The 14888-nt window shown below is 72.1% G+C and carries 18 protein-coding genes; 9 read left to right on the top strand and 9 right to left on the bottom strand.

Annotated features, from left to right (window positions below):
• From CCN56_RS09150 to CCN56_RS09130, 5 genes are all read left to right on the top strand, one after another.
• Nucleotides 1-1225, top strand: a 1225-nt coding sequence (locus tag CCN56_RS09150) for an ATP-dependent DNA ligase (protein WP_107484118.1), incomplete at its 5' end; no start/stop codon positions are given.
• Nucleotides 1226-1342: 117 nt separating this feature from the next.
• On the top strand, nucleotides 1343-1717 hold the full coding sequence (locus tag CCN56_RS09145; protein WP_086825352.1) for a hypothetical protein: 375 nt from the start codon (nucleotides 1343-1345) through the stop codon (nucleotides 1715-1717).
• 189 nt (nucleotides 1718-1906) lie between these two features.
• Entirely contained in the window at nucleotides 1907-2704 is a 798-nt protein-coding gene (locus tag CCN56_RS09140) for a polysaccharide deacetylase family protein (protein ID WP_086825350.1), read from the top strand.
• A 397-nt stretch (nucleotides 2705-3101) separates the two neighbouring features.
• Entirely contained in the window at nucleotides 3102-3824 is a 723-nt protein-coding gene (locus CCN56_RS09135) for a hypothetical protein (RefSeq protein WP_086825357.1), read from the top strand.
• Complete coding sequence (locus tag CCN56_RS09130; RefSeq protein ID WP_086825348.1) at nucleotides 3821-4192, top strand: peptidase inhibitor family I36 protein; 372 nt, start codon at nucleotides 3821-3823, stop codon at nucleotides 4190-4192. The genes CCN56_RS09135 and CCN56_RS09130 overlap by 4 nt, the downstream gene beginning before the upstream one ends.
• 19 nt (nucleotides 4193-4211) lie before the next feature.
• Here the strand turns inward: CCN56_RS09130 and CCN56_RS09125 are convergent, their stop codons facing one another.
• From CCN56_RS09125 to CCN56_RS09110, 4 genes are all read right to left on the bottom strand, one after another.
• Nucleotides 4212-5399 (bottom strand): globin domain-containing protein, encoded by a 1188-nt coding sequence (locus CCN56_RS09125; protein ID WP_086825346.1) that lies wholly within the window; start codon nucleotides 5397-5399, stop codon nucleotides 4212-4214.
• A gap of 71 nt (nucleotides 5400-5470) precedes the next feature.
• On the bottom strand, nucleotides 5471-5920 hold the full coding sequence (locus tag CCN56_RS09120; protein WP_086825344.1) for an Rrf2 family transcriptional regulator: 450 nt from the start codon (nucleotides 5918-5920) through the stop codon (nucleotides 5471-5473).
• A gap of 36 nt (nucleotides 5921-5956) precedes the next feature.
• Nucleotides 5957-6673, bottom strand: coding sequence for a hypothetical protein (locus tag CCN56_RS09115; RefSeq protein WP_086825342.1), 717 nt, complete (start codon nucleotides 6671-6673; stop codon nucleotides 5957-5959).
• A 254-nt stretch (nucleotides 6674-6927) separates the two neighbouring features.
• A complete protein-coding gene (locus tag CCN56_RS09110; protein ID WP_086825340.1) occupies nucleotides 6928-7329 on the bottom strand; it encodes an SHOCT domain-containing protein in 402 nt (133 codons plus the stop codon).
• A 317-nt stretch (nucleotides 7330-7646) separates the two neighbouring features.
• On the opposite strand from CCN56_RS09110, the gene CCN56_RS43035 reads away from it, so the two are divergent.
• The gene (locus tag CCN56_RS43035) at nucleotides 7647-7808 is read left to right on the top strand and encodes a hypothetical protein (RefSeq protein WP_179199759.1); all 162 of its coding nucleotides are present in this window, start codon (nucleotides 7647-7649) and stop codon (nucleotides 7806-7808) included.
• Nucleotides 7809-8080: 272 nt separating this feature from the next.
• Here CCN56_RS43035 and CCN56_RS09100 read toward each other — a convergent pair whose 3' ends face one another.
• Nucleotides 8081-8530: a peroxiredoxin gene (locus CCN56_RS09100; protein ID WP_086825339.1), complete on the bottom strand. Its 450-nt coding sequence runs from the start codon at nucleotides 8528-8530 to the stop codon at nucleotides 8081-8083.
• An 85-nt stretch (nucleotides 8531-8615) separates the two neighbouring features.
• On the bottom strand, nucleotides 8616-9206 hold the full coding sequence (locus CCN56_RS09095) for a PadR family transcriptional regulator (protein WP_086825337.1): 591 nt from the start codon (nucleotides 9204-9206) through the stop codon (nucleotides 8616-8618).
• A gap of 202 nt (nucleotides 9207-9408) precedes the next feature.
• Here CCN56_RS09095 and CCN56_RS09090 point away from each other — a divergent pair, with 202 nt between their 5' ends.
• The 3 genes from CCN56_RS09090 (at nucleotide 9409) to CCN56_RS09080 (ending at nucleotide 11860) form a co-directional block, all read left to right on the top strand.
• Entirely contained in the window at nucleotides 9409-9894 is a 486-nt protein-coding gene (locus tag CCN56_RS09090) for an SRPBCC family protein (RefSeq protein WP_086825335.1), read from the top strand.
• Nucleotides 9895-10173: 279 nt separating this feature from the next.
• Complete coding sequence (locus CCN56_RS09085) at nucleotides 10174-11532, top strand: Ig-like domain-containing protein (protein WP_086825356.1); 1359 nt, start codon at nucleotides 10174-10176, stop codon at nucleotides 11530-11532.
• A 16-nt stretch (nucleotides 11533-11548) separates the two neighbouring features.
• A complete protein-coding gene (locus tag CCN56_RS09080) occupies nucleotides 11549-11860 on the top strand; it encodes a CU044_2847 family protein (RefSeq protein WP_086825333.1) in 312 nt (103 codons plus the stop codon).
• Between the two features lie 5 nt (nucleotides 11861-11865).
• On the opposite strand, the gene CCN56_RS09075 is transcribed toward CCN56_RS09080, so the two are convergent.
• From CCN56_RS09075 to CCN56_RS09065, 3 genes are read right to left on the bottom strand one after another with little or no spacing between them, the layout of a single operon-like run.
• Nucleotides 11866-12681, bottom strand: coding sequence for an ABC transporter permease (locus tag CCN56_RS09075; RefSeq protein ID WP_086825331.1), 816 nt, complete (start codon nucleotides 12679-12681; stop codon nucleotides 11866-11868).
• A gap of 22 nt (nucleotides 12682-12703) precedes the next feature.
• On the bottom strand, nucleotides 12704-13627 hold the full coding sequence (locus CCN56_RS09070; RefSeq protein ID WP_086825329.1) for an ABC transporter permease: 924 nt from the start codon (nucleotides 13625-13627) through the stop codon (nucleotides 12704-12706).
• Nucleotides 13628-13637: 10 nt separating this feature from the next.
• Nucleotides 13638-14837, bottom strand: a complete 1200-nt coding sequence (locus tag CCN56_RS09065) for an ABC transporter substrate-binding protein (protein ID WP_086825327.1) — start codon at nucleotides 14835-14837, stop codon at nucleotides 13638-13640.
• Between the last annotated feature and the right edge of the window lie 51 nt (nucleotides 14838-14888).

Below are 14888 nucleotides of genomic sequence, written 5' to 3'. Positions count from 1 at the left end.
GGTGGCGGCCGCCACCCACGAGGAACAGGAACTGCTGCTGCGGTTGCTGGCCGGCGAGGTGCGCCAAGGTGCCCTCGACGCCATCGCCCTGGAGGGCGTCGCGCGGGCCGCCGGGGTTCCCGCCGCCGAACTGCGGCGCGCCGTGATGCTCGAAGGATCGCTGCCCCCGGTCGCCCAGGCCGTGCTGGCCGAGGGAGCCCCCGGTCTCGACCGGTTCACGCTGCGGGTCGGAAACCCCGTGCAGCCCATGCTCGCGCACACGGCCGGTTCCGTCGCCGAGGCGATCGCCGCCCTGGGGGCGTGCGCGGTCGAGGAGAAGCTCGACGGCATCCGGATCCAGGTGCACCGGCGCGGTGACGACGTTCGCGTGCACACCCGCTCGCTCGACGACATCACCGACCGCCTCCCCGAGGTGGTCGCGACCGCCCGGGCCGTAGCGGCCGACGCGTTCATCCTGGACGGCGAGGTGATCGCCCTCGATCCCGTCACGGGACGCCCGGTGTCCTTCCAGTCGGTGGCCGGCCGGGTCGGCTCCCGCGTCGACGTCGCCGGTGCGCACGCGGCCCTTCCTCTCACGCCGGTCTTCTTCGACGTCCTCGTGGTGGACGGCGAAGGCCTGATCGACCGGTCGGGAGTGGAGCGGCACGCCGTCCTCGCCCGTCTGCTGCCGGAGCCCCAGCGGGTCCGCCGTATCGTCGTCACCGATCCGGCCGATCCCGCGCAGGCCGAGGCCGCCGAGCGGTTCTACGCGGACACCCTGGCACGGGGACGCGAGGGCGTGCTGGTCAAGGCGTTGGAGGCGCCCTATGTGGCCGGCCGCAGGGGGCGCACCTGGCTGAAGGTGAAACCCGTCCGCACCGTCGACCTCGTCGTGCTCGCCGTGGAGCGGGGCCACGGCCGCAGAGCCGGACTGCTCTCCAACCTCCACCTCGGCGCGCGGACCGTCGACGGCGGCTTCGCCATGCTCGGCAAGACCTTCAAAGGGCTCACGGACGAGATGCTCCGCTGGCAGACCGAGCGGCTCGGCGAACTCGCCGTGTCGGACGACGGATTCACCGTGCGCGTGCGGCCCGAGCTCGTCGTGGAGATCGCGTACGACGGGCTCCAGTCCTCGACGCGCTACCCGGCGGGCGTCACGCTCCGCTTCGCCCGGGTCGTGCGCTACCGCCCCGACAAGCGGGCCTCGGAGGCCGACACCGTCGAGCGGATCACCGAAGGACGCTGACCGCGGACGGCGGCCCTCGCGGGGCGGCCTCCCGAGAGGGATGCTGGAGACGTGGCACGAGGAGCGTCCGGTACGAGGAGCACGTGCCACCACGAGCGACCGGCGGGCCGCGAGGAGATGAGCGACGTGTACGACTTGCACATCGACACCGACGTCACCGTGCAGCTCAGCGACTGCAGCAAGGAGGACGCCCAGGCCGTCTTCGACGTCCTCGACCGGGTCTACCAACTGGAGGAGGCGCCCCTCAGCCCGCAGGCGGCCACGGGGCCGGCTCCCACCGTCTGGACCGCCACGTTCGACACGGCCGGCGGACGGCACGAGGAGGTGGGCCCCACCCACCTGTCCGCCATGGTCGGAGCCACGCTCAACGGCGGCTACCGAGCGGTCGACGAGGTCGAGAAGGTGCTCGCCGCCGGCTTCGACATCCAGTCCCTGCAGTCCGTCTCCGGTGACCAGGAGACAGAGGCCCGGCTGTTGCTCGCGTCCCGCTAGAGGGACGCGCGGACGCTCCGGGCGGCGCGGACGGGCGCCGCCCGGGGTTCTCGTGTGCCCGTGAACGGTTGGCGGACCCCGCCGACACCCCCGGTATACACCATGTGTAGAGTGCCTTCCGGCTGCACGCACCGCCCTGACCAGCGGTGACGGCCGCATCGAAGACATCACGGGGAAAGCGGGTCCACCATGTTCCGATCCAGGCCTGGCCGCGGCAGGGCAGTGGCCATCACCCTGCTCGCCGCGGCATCGCTGATGCTGACGCTGAGCGGCTGCGGAGTCGACCCGCTCACCCCGCAGGAGGCCCGGGCGGAGGCCGGAACGGGCGACAAGGTGGGCGGCGAGGCGGGCGGCGCGGCTCGCCGCGTGGACTGCGCCAAGGTCAAGTGCATAGCCCTGACCTTCGACGCGGGACCGGGCGAGGACACCCCCCACCTCCTCGACGTCCTCAAGGAGAAGCAGGTCCCCGCCACCTTCTTCCTCCTCGGCAGCAAGCACGTCGACCGCTACCCCGAGGTGGTCAGGCGCATCGCCGACGAGGGCCACGAGGTCGCCAATCACACCTGGTCGCACCGGATCCTGACCGACCTCGACGAGTCCGAGGTCCGCGAGGAGCTGTCGCGCACCCAGGACGCCATCGAGAAGATCACCGGCCGGAAGCCCACCCTCATGCGCCCGCCGCAGGGCCGCACCGACGGCACGGTGGCCGACGTCAGCCGCGAACTCGGTCTCGCCCAGGTCCTGTGGAGCATCACGGCCAAGGACTACTCCACCACCGACTCGGCGCTCATACGGCAGCGCGTCCTGGAGAACGCGCACCGCGACGGGATCATCCTGCTCCACGACATCTACGACGGGACGGTGCCGGCCGTGCCGTCGATCATCGACGAGCTCAAGCGGCGAGGCTTCACTTTCGTGACGGTTCCGGAGCTCCTCGCCCCCGGAAAGGCCGAGCCCGGCGAGGTCTACCGCCCCGAGAAGGACTGACGAGACCTGTCGAAACCGGGTGAGGTGACTCACATCGCCCACTCGGGATTCCTCGGAACAATCGGGAAAGGTTTACCGTTCATACGTATGTGACTGCGAAGGGGTCCGGTCCCCAAGGTCCCCCCCCGAGAGGTGACCGCTCTTCGCCTGTCACGGCGATCGGCCCCGGTTGGAATCCCCCGTCCAACCGGGGCTTTGTCGTTCCCTTCCGCCCCGTTCCTCTCCTCCGCCGCCCGTTCACGGCACATCGACGGCGCGTGAGAGGCGCGCACCCCGGCGCGTTCGACTCGTTCGAGTGACCCTCGGCATGGTGGCCCGGACCCCGGGCAGTGATCTTCCCGGGCCGGTGAAGACGATCACCTCCGGTCACGAGCAGGGACGATCGAAGGGGGACTCCATGCTCCGCACCACCTCCGGCACCCGTCGCGCCCTCCTTGCCGCGGCCGCCTCACTCCTGCTCGCGGGCTGCACCACCATCGGACCCGGCGGACCCCACAAGCCCGCGTCCCCGGGTGTCCCGGTGAGCAGGGCGGCCCAGGACCAGCTGCTCAAAGCCGCCGAGCACCGCCTCGTGGTGGACTGCCTCGACGCCCGGGGGCTCACCCTCACGGCCCGGCCCCGCGCTCCGGACGAGGACCGCGCCCTCCAGGCGGCGCTGTTCGGCGCCGGACCCCGTGAACTCTCCGTCACCCTCGCCACGGGCGCCACCGTCACCGCCCACGAGGACGGCTGCCTCGCCACCGCCCGCCACCGGCTCTACGGCGATCAGCGCCGCTGGTTCCGGGCCCAGGTCACCGTCGACAACCTCCGCGTCGAGGCCCAGGCCCGGATGCGCGCCGACCCGGCCCACCGAGCGGCACTCGCCCGCTGGACCCGATGCGCGAGCCCACCGGGCCGCCCCCGCACCGACCGCCCCGATCCCGCTGTCGCCGCCCGCTGCGCCCGCGAGACCGGACTCGAGGGCGTGCGCGCGCGGCTGGAGGCCGTGGAGCTGGTCACGGTGCGCACCCTGCACCGCGACGAACTCACCACCTACCGGCAGCTGCGCGACCGCGCGCTGCGGCGGGCAGTCGAACTGTCCGCGTCCACCCACCCGAAGAAAGGCCCCACCCTCTCGTGAAGCGACTCCTCGCCACCTCCGCCGCCGCACTGCTCGCCGTCACCGCCGGCCTCGCCCTCGCCACCGCCGCCCGAGCCGCCGAATGCCCCGCCGGCGAGTTCTGCGTCTGGCAGGACGCGAACTTCGGCGGCCAGCGCGCCAACTGGAGCGGAGACGACGGCTGGTGGGAGAGCTGGATCTCCGACACCGACTCCTCATGGGCGAACCACGGCATCTCCGGACCAGGAATCAAGGACCACGTCCAGGTCTACGAAAGCGCCTGGCAGGGCGGCGGCATGACCATCTGCCTCGCCCCGGGGCAGGAGGTCGGCTACGACGGCGCCGCCAACGACCGGGGCGACTCCCACATCTGGTCGACCGGCTGCTGACCGGCGAGGACCGGGTGGGTCAGCCCTCGGCGCCGAGCCACAGGTCGGGACCGAACACCTCGTAGTGGATGTCGGCCGCGGCGGTGCCCCGGCCGATCAGGTCGCCGCGCACCGCGCGCAGGAAGGCCAGCGGCCCGCACAGGTAGGCGGTGGTGCCCGCCGGCAGGTCGATGAGCGTGACGTCCGCGCGGCCCGGCCGGGCGCAGGACTCGCCCGGCTCCTCGTACCAGAGGTGCAGCGTCCCCTGCGGCAGCGCGTCCACGAGGCGCCGCAGTTCCTCGGCGTGCGCGTGGGACGCGGGGGCGCGGTCGGCGTGCACCACGACGACCGGGCGGGTCGAGCCCGTGGCGACCAGGTGGTCGAGCATCGCCAGCATCGGGGTGCTGCCGATGCCGGCGGAGGCGAGCAGCAGGGGGCTCTCGCCCTCGGGCAGGACCAGGTCGCCGAACGGGGCCGAGACCTCCACGGTGTCGCCCGCGCCGGCGTGGGCGTGCAGCCAGGAGGAGACCTCGCCCGCCGGGTCGCCGTCGACCCGCTTCACCGTGATCCGCCACTGCGGGTGCCCGGGAGCGGCGGACAGGCTGTACTGGCGGATCTGCCGGGCACCGTCGGGCAGCGCGACCCGGACGCTCACGTACTGGCCCGGCCGGAACGGGGCCGTGGGCGTTCCGTCGGCGGGGCGCAGGACGAAGGACACCGTGTCGGCCGTCTCCTCGCGTCGCTCGACGATCTCCATGGACCGCCAGACCTCGCCCTCGGCGACCCCCGCCTCCTGGTAGAGCCGGGCCTCCACGGCGATGAGCGCGTTGGCCATCAGCCAGTACACCTCGTCCCAGGCCTGCGCGACCTCGGGAGTCACGGCCTCGCCGAGGACCTCCACGATCGCGGCGAAGAGGTGCTCGTGCACGATCTTGTACTGCGCGGAGGTGACGCCGAGCGAGGCGTGCTTGTGCGCGATCCGGGACAGCATGGCGTCGGGCCGGCTGTCCGGGTTCTCGAGCAGGGCGACGGCGAAGGCGGCTATGGAGCCGGCGAGCGCCTTCCGCTGCTCGCCGTTGGCCTGGTTGCCCCGGTTGAACAGGTCGCGCAGGAGCTCGGGGTGGGCGGCGAAGAGACGCGCGTAGAAGCGCTCGGTGATCTCGTCGAGTGCGCCGCCGACGGCGGGCAGGGTGGCGCGGACGACCGGAACGGCCTGCTCGGACAGCATGGGAACTCTCAATCTGGTAGATGATCTACTTATTTAAAGGTGTGCGCATGCTCCCGGGGGAGCGGGCACTGTCAGGGTGATCGCGTGGGGCGTGGGCTGAGGGTGAGGAGTAACGGCCCCGTCGGCGAGTCCACGAGCTCCGCCACGGTCAGGGGATCGAGTGCGCGGTAGAAGGCCTCCTGGGCCCCGCGCAGTGCTCCGCGCAGCTTGCACGCGGTGCGCAGCGGGCACGGTGGATCGCCCTCGCAGGCGACGACCTCCTCATCGCCCTCCAGGGTCCGGGCCAGCCAGCCCACCGACGAGCGCCGCCCCAGCTCCGTCAGGGCCAGGCCGCCGCCACGGCCGCGCCGCGCCTCGACCACGCCGAGGTGCTGCAGCCGTGTGACCACCTTCGCCATGTGGGCGTAGGGCACGTCCATCGACTCCGCCACCTCTCGGGTGGTGACGGACTCCTCCGGTGCGGTGACCGCCAGGCGCATCACGGCACGGAGCGCCAGGTCGGTGAACTTCGTCAGCCTCACGATCCGACCGTATCAAACAGGTATCTCGCGTACTTATTAAGGGGGTGGCTCTCGCCGCCGACGGCGGCGGCGCCACAGCCACCAGCCGCCCGTGAGCAGGCTGCCGGCCACCACGACGATCGTGGCCAGGGGCCACTGCTCGCCCGCGAGCCGGGTGTCCGTGCCGACGACAAGCAGGAGCCCGATCAGCGGGAGCAGCAGCGATACCAGCGCCCGCAGCCCCGCCGTGGCCATGGCCGGGTCGACCCGGACACGGCGCGGCGAGCGCAGGTCGCGCGAGCCGACGTAGAAGACGGTGGCCCGGTCCATCATCTGGTTCGTGGCGCGGTTGTACGAGACGGCCATGTACGGCAGCCAGACGAGCGGGGCCACCTGGCCGAGCAGGAACACACAGGCCACGAGCACCCACTGACCGAACCGCGCGAGTCGGCCGGAGCCGTCGTCGGAGGGCGTGAGCAGTCCCAGGAGCCGCGCCATCCGCATCACCAGGTCCCAGAGGACGGCTGTGCGCCCGCGTCCGTCGCGTGCGCGGGGCCCGGCCGCGTGGGCTTCGAGGGCGGCAAGGGCCGTCACGGTGTCTCCGTACACCCCTTGCAGGACGAGCAGTTCGGCGGCCCGCTCCGGATCGGTGGGATCCCGCCCCTCGCAGGCGGCGAGTTCGAGCACCGTACGCGCCTGGGAGAGGAGGGCGCCGCAGAACGCGACGGGGATGAAGAGGAGGAACGGGCCGCCGACGAAGGAGCCTTCCGCCACGACCCGCCGGCGTCCGCGGCTGACGACGAGGGACCGCAGAGCCGCAGCGTCGGCATCCGGATGAGCGGCGCGGAGGCGTTCGACCGCGGGCCCGGCCCCCGGCCCGAGGTGGCGCAGCGCGAAGGAGGCGAGCGCCTCCGGGAGCCTCCCGGGCTCCGCCGCGATCTCCCGCAGCAGGGAACCCGGGAGCCCGGCATCGCGCCTGCCTCCCTCCGCACCCGCGTCACGGCTCCCCGCGCGCCGATTCCAGAGCCTCAGGACAGGACCTTGGCCTTGGCCTTCTCGAACTCCTCGGCCGTGATGGCCCCCTTGTCCTTGAGGTCGGCGAGCCGGGCCAGTTCGTGGGCGGCGCTGGGGCCACCACCGCCCTGCGTTCCGGCGGTCTTGCGGATGTACTCCTGGAACGCGGCCTCGCTCTCCTTGGCCTGCTGGATGTCCCGTCGGCCCATGCTCTTGCCGCGGGCGATGACGTAGACCAGCACGCCGAGGTACGGCAGCAGAATGCAGAAGATCAGCCAGCCGGCCTTGCCCCAGCCGCTGAGGGAGTGGTCCCGGAAGATGTCCGTGATCACCTTGAACAACAGGAACAGCCACATGATCCAGAGGAAGAACCACAGCATCGTCAAGAAGAGGTCGAGGAGGGGGTAGTCGTCCATCCCTGCACACTCCGTTCCCGCGTAGGCCGGGGGAGGCCTGGCGATGCAGAGAGTCTCACCCGGCATCCACGCGCCCGCACGTCGTGACGGCTCCGTGTGCGGGCCGGGCACCGCCGTGTTCGGATGGAGGCCGCGAACCGTACGAGGGACGGAACGGAGCAACATGGGCCCGGTGGGATGCGTCGTGCTCGCCTTCCCGGGGGAGCGGCGGCGGTGACGGCCATCGCGGAGCTCCGCAGGGCGGGCCAGGTACGGCTGATCGACTCGCTCGTCGTCGAGTCCGCCACCGGCGAGGTGTCCACCTCCGAACTCGTCGAGTGCGAGGAGTACGACGAGGCCACGCCGAGATCGGTCCCGAGGCCGATCTGCTCGGCCCCGAGGACGCGGCCGAGGCCGCCGAGACGCTCGAACCGGGCTCGTGCGCGCCGATGCTGCTCGTCGAACACGTCTGGGCCGCGCGCGGCGGACGCGATCCGTGAGGCCGGCGGCCGGATCGCCGGGACCGTGCGCGTACCGCCCGAGGTCGTCGAAGAGGCGCAGATCGCCTGTCGCGAGGCCGTGACCGCCGCCGCGATCGGAAGCAGCCGAGCGTGTTCCTGCAACGCCCCCCTCATGCGACCGGTCGTCCGATCAGCCGGCACGTCTCGGCGAGCTCGCCCAGCAGGGCCTGCTCACGCCCGGGGAGTTCGCGGCCGTCGAGGCGAAGCCGCTCGGCGTCAGAGGGGCCTGAGGCGCCTGAACGGGGTCGGGCTCAGGCGCGGCGCAGGGCCGCCAGCGCGCGGTCCGCGTGGGCGCTCATCCGCAGTTCGCTGCGGACGACCTCCAGGACCCGCCGGTCCTGGCCGATCACGAAGGTGACCCGCTTCGTCGGCGCGAGCGTGAACCCGCGCTTCACGCCGAACCGTTCCCGTACGGCACCGTCCGGGTCGGACAGCAGGGGGTAGCCGAGCGAGTGCCGCTCGGCGAACTCCTGCTGCCGCTCCACCCCGTCGGAGCTGATTCCGACGGGCAGGGCACCGACGGCGCGGAACTCGGCCGCGAGGTCGCGGAAGTGACAGGCCTCGGCCGTGCAGCCCGGGGTGAGCGCCGCCGGATAGAAGAAGACGACGACCGGGCCTTCGGCGAGCAGGCCGGTCAGCGAGCGCGGGGCGCCCGTCTCGTCCGGAAGGGTGAAGTCCTCGGCGAGGTCACCGACGTTCATTTCAGGCCGTCCTCGGTCCGTCCGCGTGGTGCCACCGGTGCCTCCGGTGGCCGGCCGGTGACGTTACCGCAGAGTAGGGCCCGCGTCACCCCTGGTGCGCCGCCTCCGGAGCCGCGGTCCGTGCGGCGGCGCGCCGGTCGAGCACGGCGAGGGCGCGCTCGCCCCAGCGCAGGTTCTCCTCCTCGAAGAACCGGCCGCGCATCAGCGTGAGGTACGGGCCGATCCGCTCCGCCTCGTCCAGGTACGTGTCCTCGTCCCGGCCGCCGAGCATCCACTCCCGCAGCCGGTCGTAGCGGGCCAGCTTGGCCCTGGCCGTCTCCATCCGCTGTGCCACGAACTCCCGGACGGCCGCGGTGTCGCCCTCGTCGCAGGCCTGCACCTGCACCAGCAGTTCGTCGCGGACGGCGCTCGGGCGCGGCGGGGCGCTCGTGTAGGCGACCAGATCCCGCCTGCCCGGCTCGGTGAGGCTGAACATCCGTTTGTTGGGGCGCCGTTCCTGCTCCACCACGCGGGCCGTGATCAGACCGGCCTCGGCGAGCCGCTCCAGTTCGCGGTAGAGCTGCTGCGGGGTGGCGGCCCAGAAGTTGGCGACGGACACGTCGAAGATCTTGGCCAGGTCGTATCCGGAGGCCTCGCCCTCCAGGAGAGCTGCGAGGACGGCGTGCTTGAGCGACATTCGGACACGCTAGCAGCACGTTGAATAGTTTCCTCCGCACCTAATCAACCGACGGGGCAGCAGCGGACCGGGCAGGATCCCCGACCGGCCGGACGGGATCCCCGACCGGCCGGACGGGTGTCCTTCGCTGGCACGTCCGTCCGGCGCCTGCCTAGGCTGGAGAGGGGCAGGCCGCGGGGGAGCAGATCCGAGGGGCAGCGCGATGGACAGCGACACGTTCGTCTACACCACCTACATCCGGACGACCCCCGACGAGCTCTGGCAGGCGCTCACCGACCCGGACCTCACCCGCCGCTACTGGGGCGTGGCCTTCGAGACGACGTGGACCCCGGGCGCGTCCATGGTCTGGGACGAGCACGGCCGCAGGACCGCCGACCCCGAGCAGGTCGTCCTGGAGGCCAAGCCCGGCCGCCTCCTCTCGTACACCTGGCACACCTTCACCCCGGACTGGGCGGAGGCCGTCCGCCTCGAACAGGAGGTGTACGAGCGCCTCGCCCGCGAGCGCCGGTCCCGGGTGACCTTCGTGATCGAGCCGTCCGGCGACACGGTCAAGCTCACGGTCACCCATGGCGACCTGGAGCCCGACGGCACCATCAAGGGCCTGGTCGGCGAGGGCTGGCCCGCACTGATCTCCAGCCTCAAGTCCCTTCTGGAGACGGGCGAGGAACTCCCGGAGCCGGCCCGCTGACCCGTACGACCGGTCCACCGACCCGTACGACCGGCCCGCTGACCCGTAAGACCGGCCTGTTGACTCCTGCGATCAGCCCGCCCACCCGCTCGACGGCCCGTCCCGCGTGACCGCCCCGCCGCCCCTTCGACCGGCCCGCTGACCCATTCGAGTCGTCTCGCGCCCGACTACGCCGCCACGCCCGGCGCTGTGATCATCTTTTTCTCCTTTCATCCGTTTTGATGCTGTGGTCGGCAACGCCCGCCGACGTCACCGCGCGCAAGGGAGAGAGTGTCCGACGTGTCGCCACGCAGATACGCACAGGGGTGGGGGGCGCTCTCCCTGGCCGTCGGAGCCGTCCTCGTCAGCACGGCGGCCCAGTCACCGGGCCGGGCCCCCGCACGCGAGCAGCGGGCCGACGCGGCCCGGGACTCCACCGCCGTCGTCTCGGTGGACGGCTGCGCCGGCGCCAGAGCCCTCTGCTCCGACCCGCTCCACACGGTCGCGCTCGGCGGCGACCGCGTCCTCACCGGCCGGCCGTTCACGATCGGCCCCGGGGCCTCCGGGTCCGTGGAGCTCGCGCTCCGTACGCCCGGAGTGCTCGCCGACGTCAACGTCACCGACCAGCGCGGCCGCCGGATCGCCGGATCGCAGAACGCGGACCGCACCCGGTGGACCAGCGCCCTGCCCCTGCCGGCCGGAGCCCGCTACGCCGCCCGGCTGGTCGTCGACGGGGCGGCGGGCGGCCCGCACCGCGCCCGCCTCGACTTCCGCACCGAACCGGCCCCCGCCGGGGAGCGGCTCACCGTCGCCTTCGGGCCGGAGCACGGCGGCACGTACGGCGTCGGCATGCCGGTCACCGCCGAGCTCAGCCACCCCGTACCGGCGGACGCCCCCGAAGCCCGCCGCGCCGTGGAACGGGCCCTCCAGGTGCGGAGCCAACCCCATGTCGAGGGCGCCTGGTACTGGGTCGACCCCACCACCCTCCACTACCGGCCCCGCACGTACTGGCCCGCCCGCGCCACGGTCCACGTCCGCAGCGGCCTCGACGGGGCGCGCATCGACGGCGGGCTCTACGGAGGCCCCTCGCGCCCCCTCAGCTTCACCACCGGGTCCCGGATCGAGGCCGTCACCGACGTCTCCGCCCACGCGATGACCGTGTTCCGCGACGGAGAGCTCCTGCGCAACCTCCCGGTCACCACCGGCAAGGCCGGCTACCGCACCAGAGGCGGCATCAAGGTCGTCCTCGGCAAGGAGCCCCTCGTCCGCATGCGCGGCGACTCCATCGGCATCAAGCGCGGCAGCACCGACTTCTACGACCTCAAGGTCCACTGGGCCACCCGGGTGACCTGGAGCGGCGAATACCTGCACGCCGCGCCCTGGTCGCTCGACTCCCAGGGCAGCGAGGACGTCAGCCACGGCTGTACGGGCATGAGCACCGAGGACGCGGCCTGGCTGTTCCACACGGTCCGCGAGGGAGACCTCGTGCGGGTCGTCAACGGGTACGGGAAGCCCATGACGCCCTTCGACAACGGCTTCGGCGACTGGAACCTCAGCTGGCCCGAGTGGCTCCGGGGCAGCGCCCTCGCCACGGACACCGCAGGCGCCACCGGCCCCGCGTCCAGGCCGGCCGCGGGTGCGCTCGACCCGACACTCTGAGCCGCAGGGAGCTTCGATGCCGGACATCACCAAGGTCGAGGTCGGGAACGCGACGCTCTTCGTGGAGGTGCGGCGCCTCGGTCCCGACTCGGAACTCGAAGGGCTCGGCGACCGCCTCCCCGACCTCTCCGGCGTCACCGACGCCCTCTCCTCCTTCGCCGGACAGATCGGCGACGCGTTCCACCGGGCGGCCGCGGACCGCGCGACCGTCGAGTTCGGGTGCCAACTCGGCCTGGACGCGGGAAAGCTCACCGCGCTCGTCGTCGGGGGCAGCGCGAACGCGAGCCTGCGCGTGACCCTCGAATGGGTGCGGAAGGAGCCTCGCTGAAACCCTCACACCCGCCCGCCGCCCGGCGTGTCCGAGGAGAGCCGCTGCGCCGCGTAGATCGGGATCACCGAGAGCAGCACCAGCACCGCCGCCACCACGTTCACCACGGGGGCCTGCTGAGGGCGGGTCATGTTGTTGAAGATCCACACCGGCAGGGTCTGCACCCCCGGTCCCGCCGTGAACGTCGTCACCACGATCTCGTCGAAGGACAGCGCGAAGGCGAGCAGCCCGCCCGCGAGCAGCGCCGAACGAAGCAGCGGGAAGGTGATGTCCCAGAAGACGCGGAACGTGTGCGCCCCCAGGTCCATCGCCGCCTCCTCGTACGAACCCGGCAGCCGCCGCAGTCGCGCCACCACGTTGTTGAAGACGACCACGATGCAGAAGGTGGCGTGGCCCACGACCACCGTGAACATCCCGAGGCCCACCCCGAGGGGTTCCAGGACCGTGGAGAAGGCCGAGTTGAGCGCGATGCCCGTGACGATGCCGGGCAGCGCGATCGGCAGCACCACCGCGAAGGAGACGGCCTCGCGCCCGAAGAAGGAGTACCGCTGCACCGCGAAGGCGATGAGCGTGCCGAGCACGAGCGCCACCGCCGTCGCCGCCAGACCGGCCTGGACCGAGGTCCACAGCGCCGCGCGGGCGCCCTCGTTGTCCCAGGCCGCCGCCCACCAGTCGAGCGTGAGGCCGGGCGGCGGCCAGCTCGCCGAGCGGTCCGGGTTGAGCGAGCCGAGCAGGACGAGGAGGAGGGGCAGGTAGATCGCCGCGAAGCCGAGACCGGCCGCGGTGCGCAGCGCGATCCGCGCGGGACGGGAGAGGTTCATCGGTCGCGGTCCTTCCGGCCGGTCACAGGCTGCGCAGCGCGCCGGAGCGCCGCACCGCGAGCAGGTACACCACGATGACGGCGACCGGCACGGTGCCGAGCGCGGCCGCCAGCGGCAGGTTCAGGGTGACGTTGGAGTAGACGAGGTTGCCGATCAGCTGGGTCTTGCCGCCGACGATCTGCACCGTGATGTAGTCGCCGAGGCTCAGCGAGAAGGTGAAGACGGACCCGGCGGCCACCGCCGGCCACACCAGCGGCAGCACCACCGAGACGAAGGTCCGCCAGGACTTCGCCCCGAGGTCCGCCGAGGCGTTCAGGAGGTTGTCGGGGAGCTGGGCGAGCGCGGTGTGGATCGGCAGGACCATGTACGGCAGCCAGAGGTACGTCAGGACGACCACCGTCGCCGTGAGCCCGTACCCCGGCCCGCTCAGACCGAGCGGCCGCAGCGCCCAGTCCAGCGGCCCGCCCTCGGAGAGGATCAGCCGCCACGCGTACACCTTCACGAGATAGCCCGCCCACAGCGGCATGAGCAGCGCCACCACGAACAGCGGACGTCGGCGCGGGTGGGCGACGCGTGCCGTGTAGAAGGCGAGCGGGAAGGCGATGACGGCGCAGAGCGCGGTCACGGCGAGGGCGACGCCGACGGTGCGGAGGGCGACCGTCCGGTAGACGGGGGAGCTGACGAGTTCCTCGAAGTTCTGCGAGGTCCAGATCCGCACGACCTCGGAGGTGAAGGTGTCGGTCGACCAGAACGCGGACAGGAACAGGGCCGCGAGGGAGCCGAGGTAGGCGAGGACCAGCCAGAGCAGCGGGGCGGCGAGCAGGGCCGCGAGCCGCAGCCGGGGCCGCCGGTGCAGGGCCCCGGCGAACCGCCGGACGGCACTGCGGCCGGGGCCGGCGGCTCGCGTCGCGGACTCGGGGGAGAGCCCGGGGGAGAGTGCGGTCATGGCGTCGGGGTCAGCCCTTGATCTCGGTCCAGGCCTGGACCCACTTGGCGTACGGCACGCAGTGCGCGTCCGTCCGGCCGTCCAGGCACTGCTCGATGGGCGTGGTCCAGAAGTGGACCTGCTTCCAGTACGCCTCGTCGGTGGCGTGGAAGACGGCGCAGTGGTTCTTGTCGGCGGTCTCGGCGCAGGACTTCGCGTTGGCCGGGGCCTCGCCGAAGTACTCGGCGACCTGCGCGTTGACCTTCGGCGAGACGATCCAGTCGAGCCACTTGTAGGCGCAGGTGGGGTGCTTGGCCTTGGCCGAGACCATCCAGGTGTCGGACCAGCCGGTGGAACCCTCCTTCGGCAGGACCGCGTCGACCTTCGCGCCCTCGCCCTTCGCGAGATTGGCGATCACCTGCCAGCTGGTGCCGACGACCGAGTCGCCGCTCTTGAAGGCGGAGATCTCCTTGAGGTAGTCGCTCCAGTACTCGCCGATGTGCGCGTTCTGCTCCTTGAGCAGGGCCACGGCGGCGTCGAACTGCTTCTGGTCGAGGGCGTAGGGGTTCTTGATGCCGAGCTCGGGCTTGGTCGCCTTGAGGTACAGGGCGGCGTCCGCGAGGTAGATGGGGGAGTCGTAGGCGGTGACCTTGCCGTGGTGCGCCGAGGCCTTGTCGAAGACGGCGGACCAGGAGTCGGGCGCCGGCTTCACCTTCTCCGTGTCGTACATGAGGAGGTTGGCGCCGCGGCCGTGCGGGATGCCGTAGGCGACGCCCTTGACGGAGTTCCAGTCCTTGTTCTTGAGCCCGGCGAAGACGTCGGCGTAGTTCGGCACCAGCGCGGTGTTCACGGGGGCGGCGTCGCCGGAGGCGATCAGACGGAGGGAGGCGTCGCCGGAGGCGGAGACGGCGTCGTACGCGCCGGTCTTCATCAGCGAGACCATCTCGTCGGAGGTCGCGGCGGTCTTGGCGTTGACCTGGCAGCCGGTCTGCTTCTCGAAGGCGCTGACCCAGTCGACCTTCGGGTCGTTGGTGCCGTCCTCGACGTATCCGGCCCAGGCGATGAGGTTGACCTCGCCCTCGGCCTTGCCGAGGGCGGTCGGCGCCTTGAGGTCGGGCGGGTTGAGGCCGCCGGACTTCCCGGAACCCGCCGGGTCGGCCGATCCGCAGGCGGTGACGAGGAGCAGCCCGGAGAGGGCGGCTGCGGTCAGGAGGGAGCGGTGCGGGCGCACGAGGTTCTCCGTTGCGTGAGGGGACGGGGCCTGACGAGACGTAGGGGGGCG

The organism is Streptomyces sp. NRRL B-24572 (assembly GCF_002156145.1).
Classification (GTDB): Bacteria; Actinomycetota; Actinomycetes; order Streptomycetales; family Streptomycetaceae; genus Streptomyces; species Streptomyces vietnamensis.
Note: the sequence above shows the minus strand (reverse complement) of the source record. Positions and strands in the feature narration are given on the sequence as shown.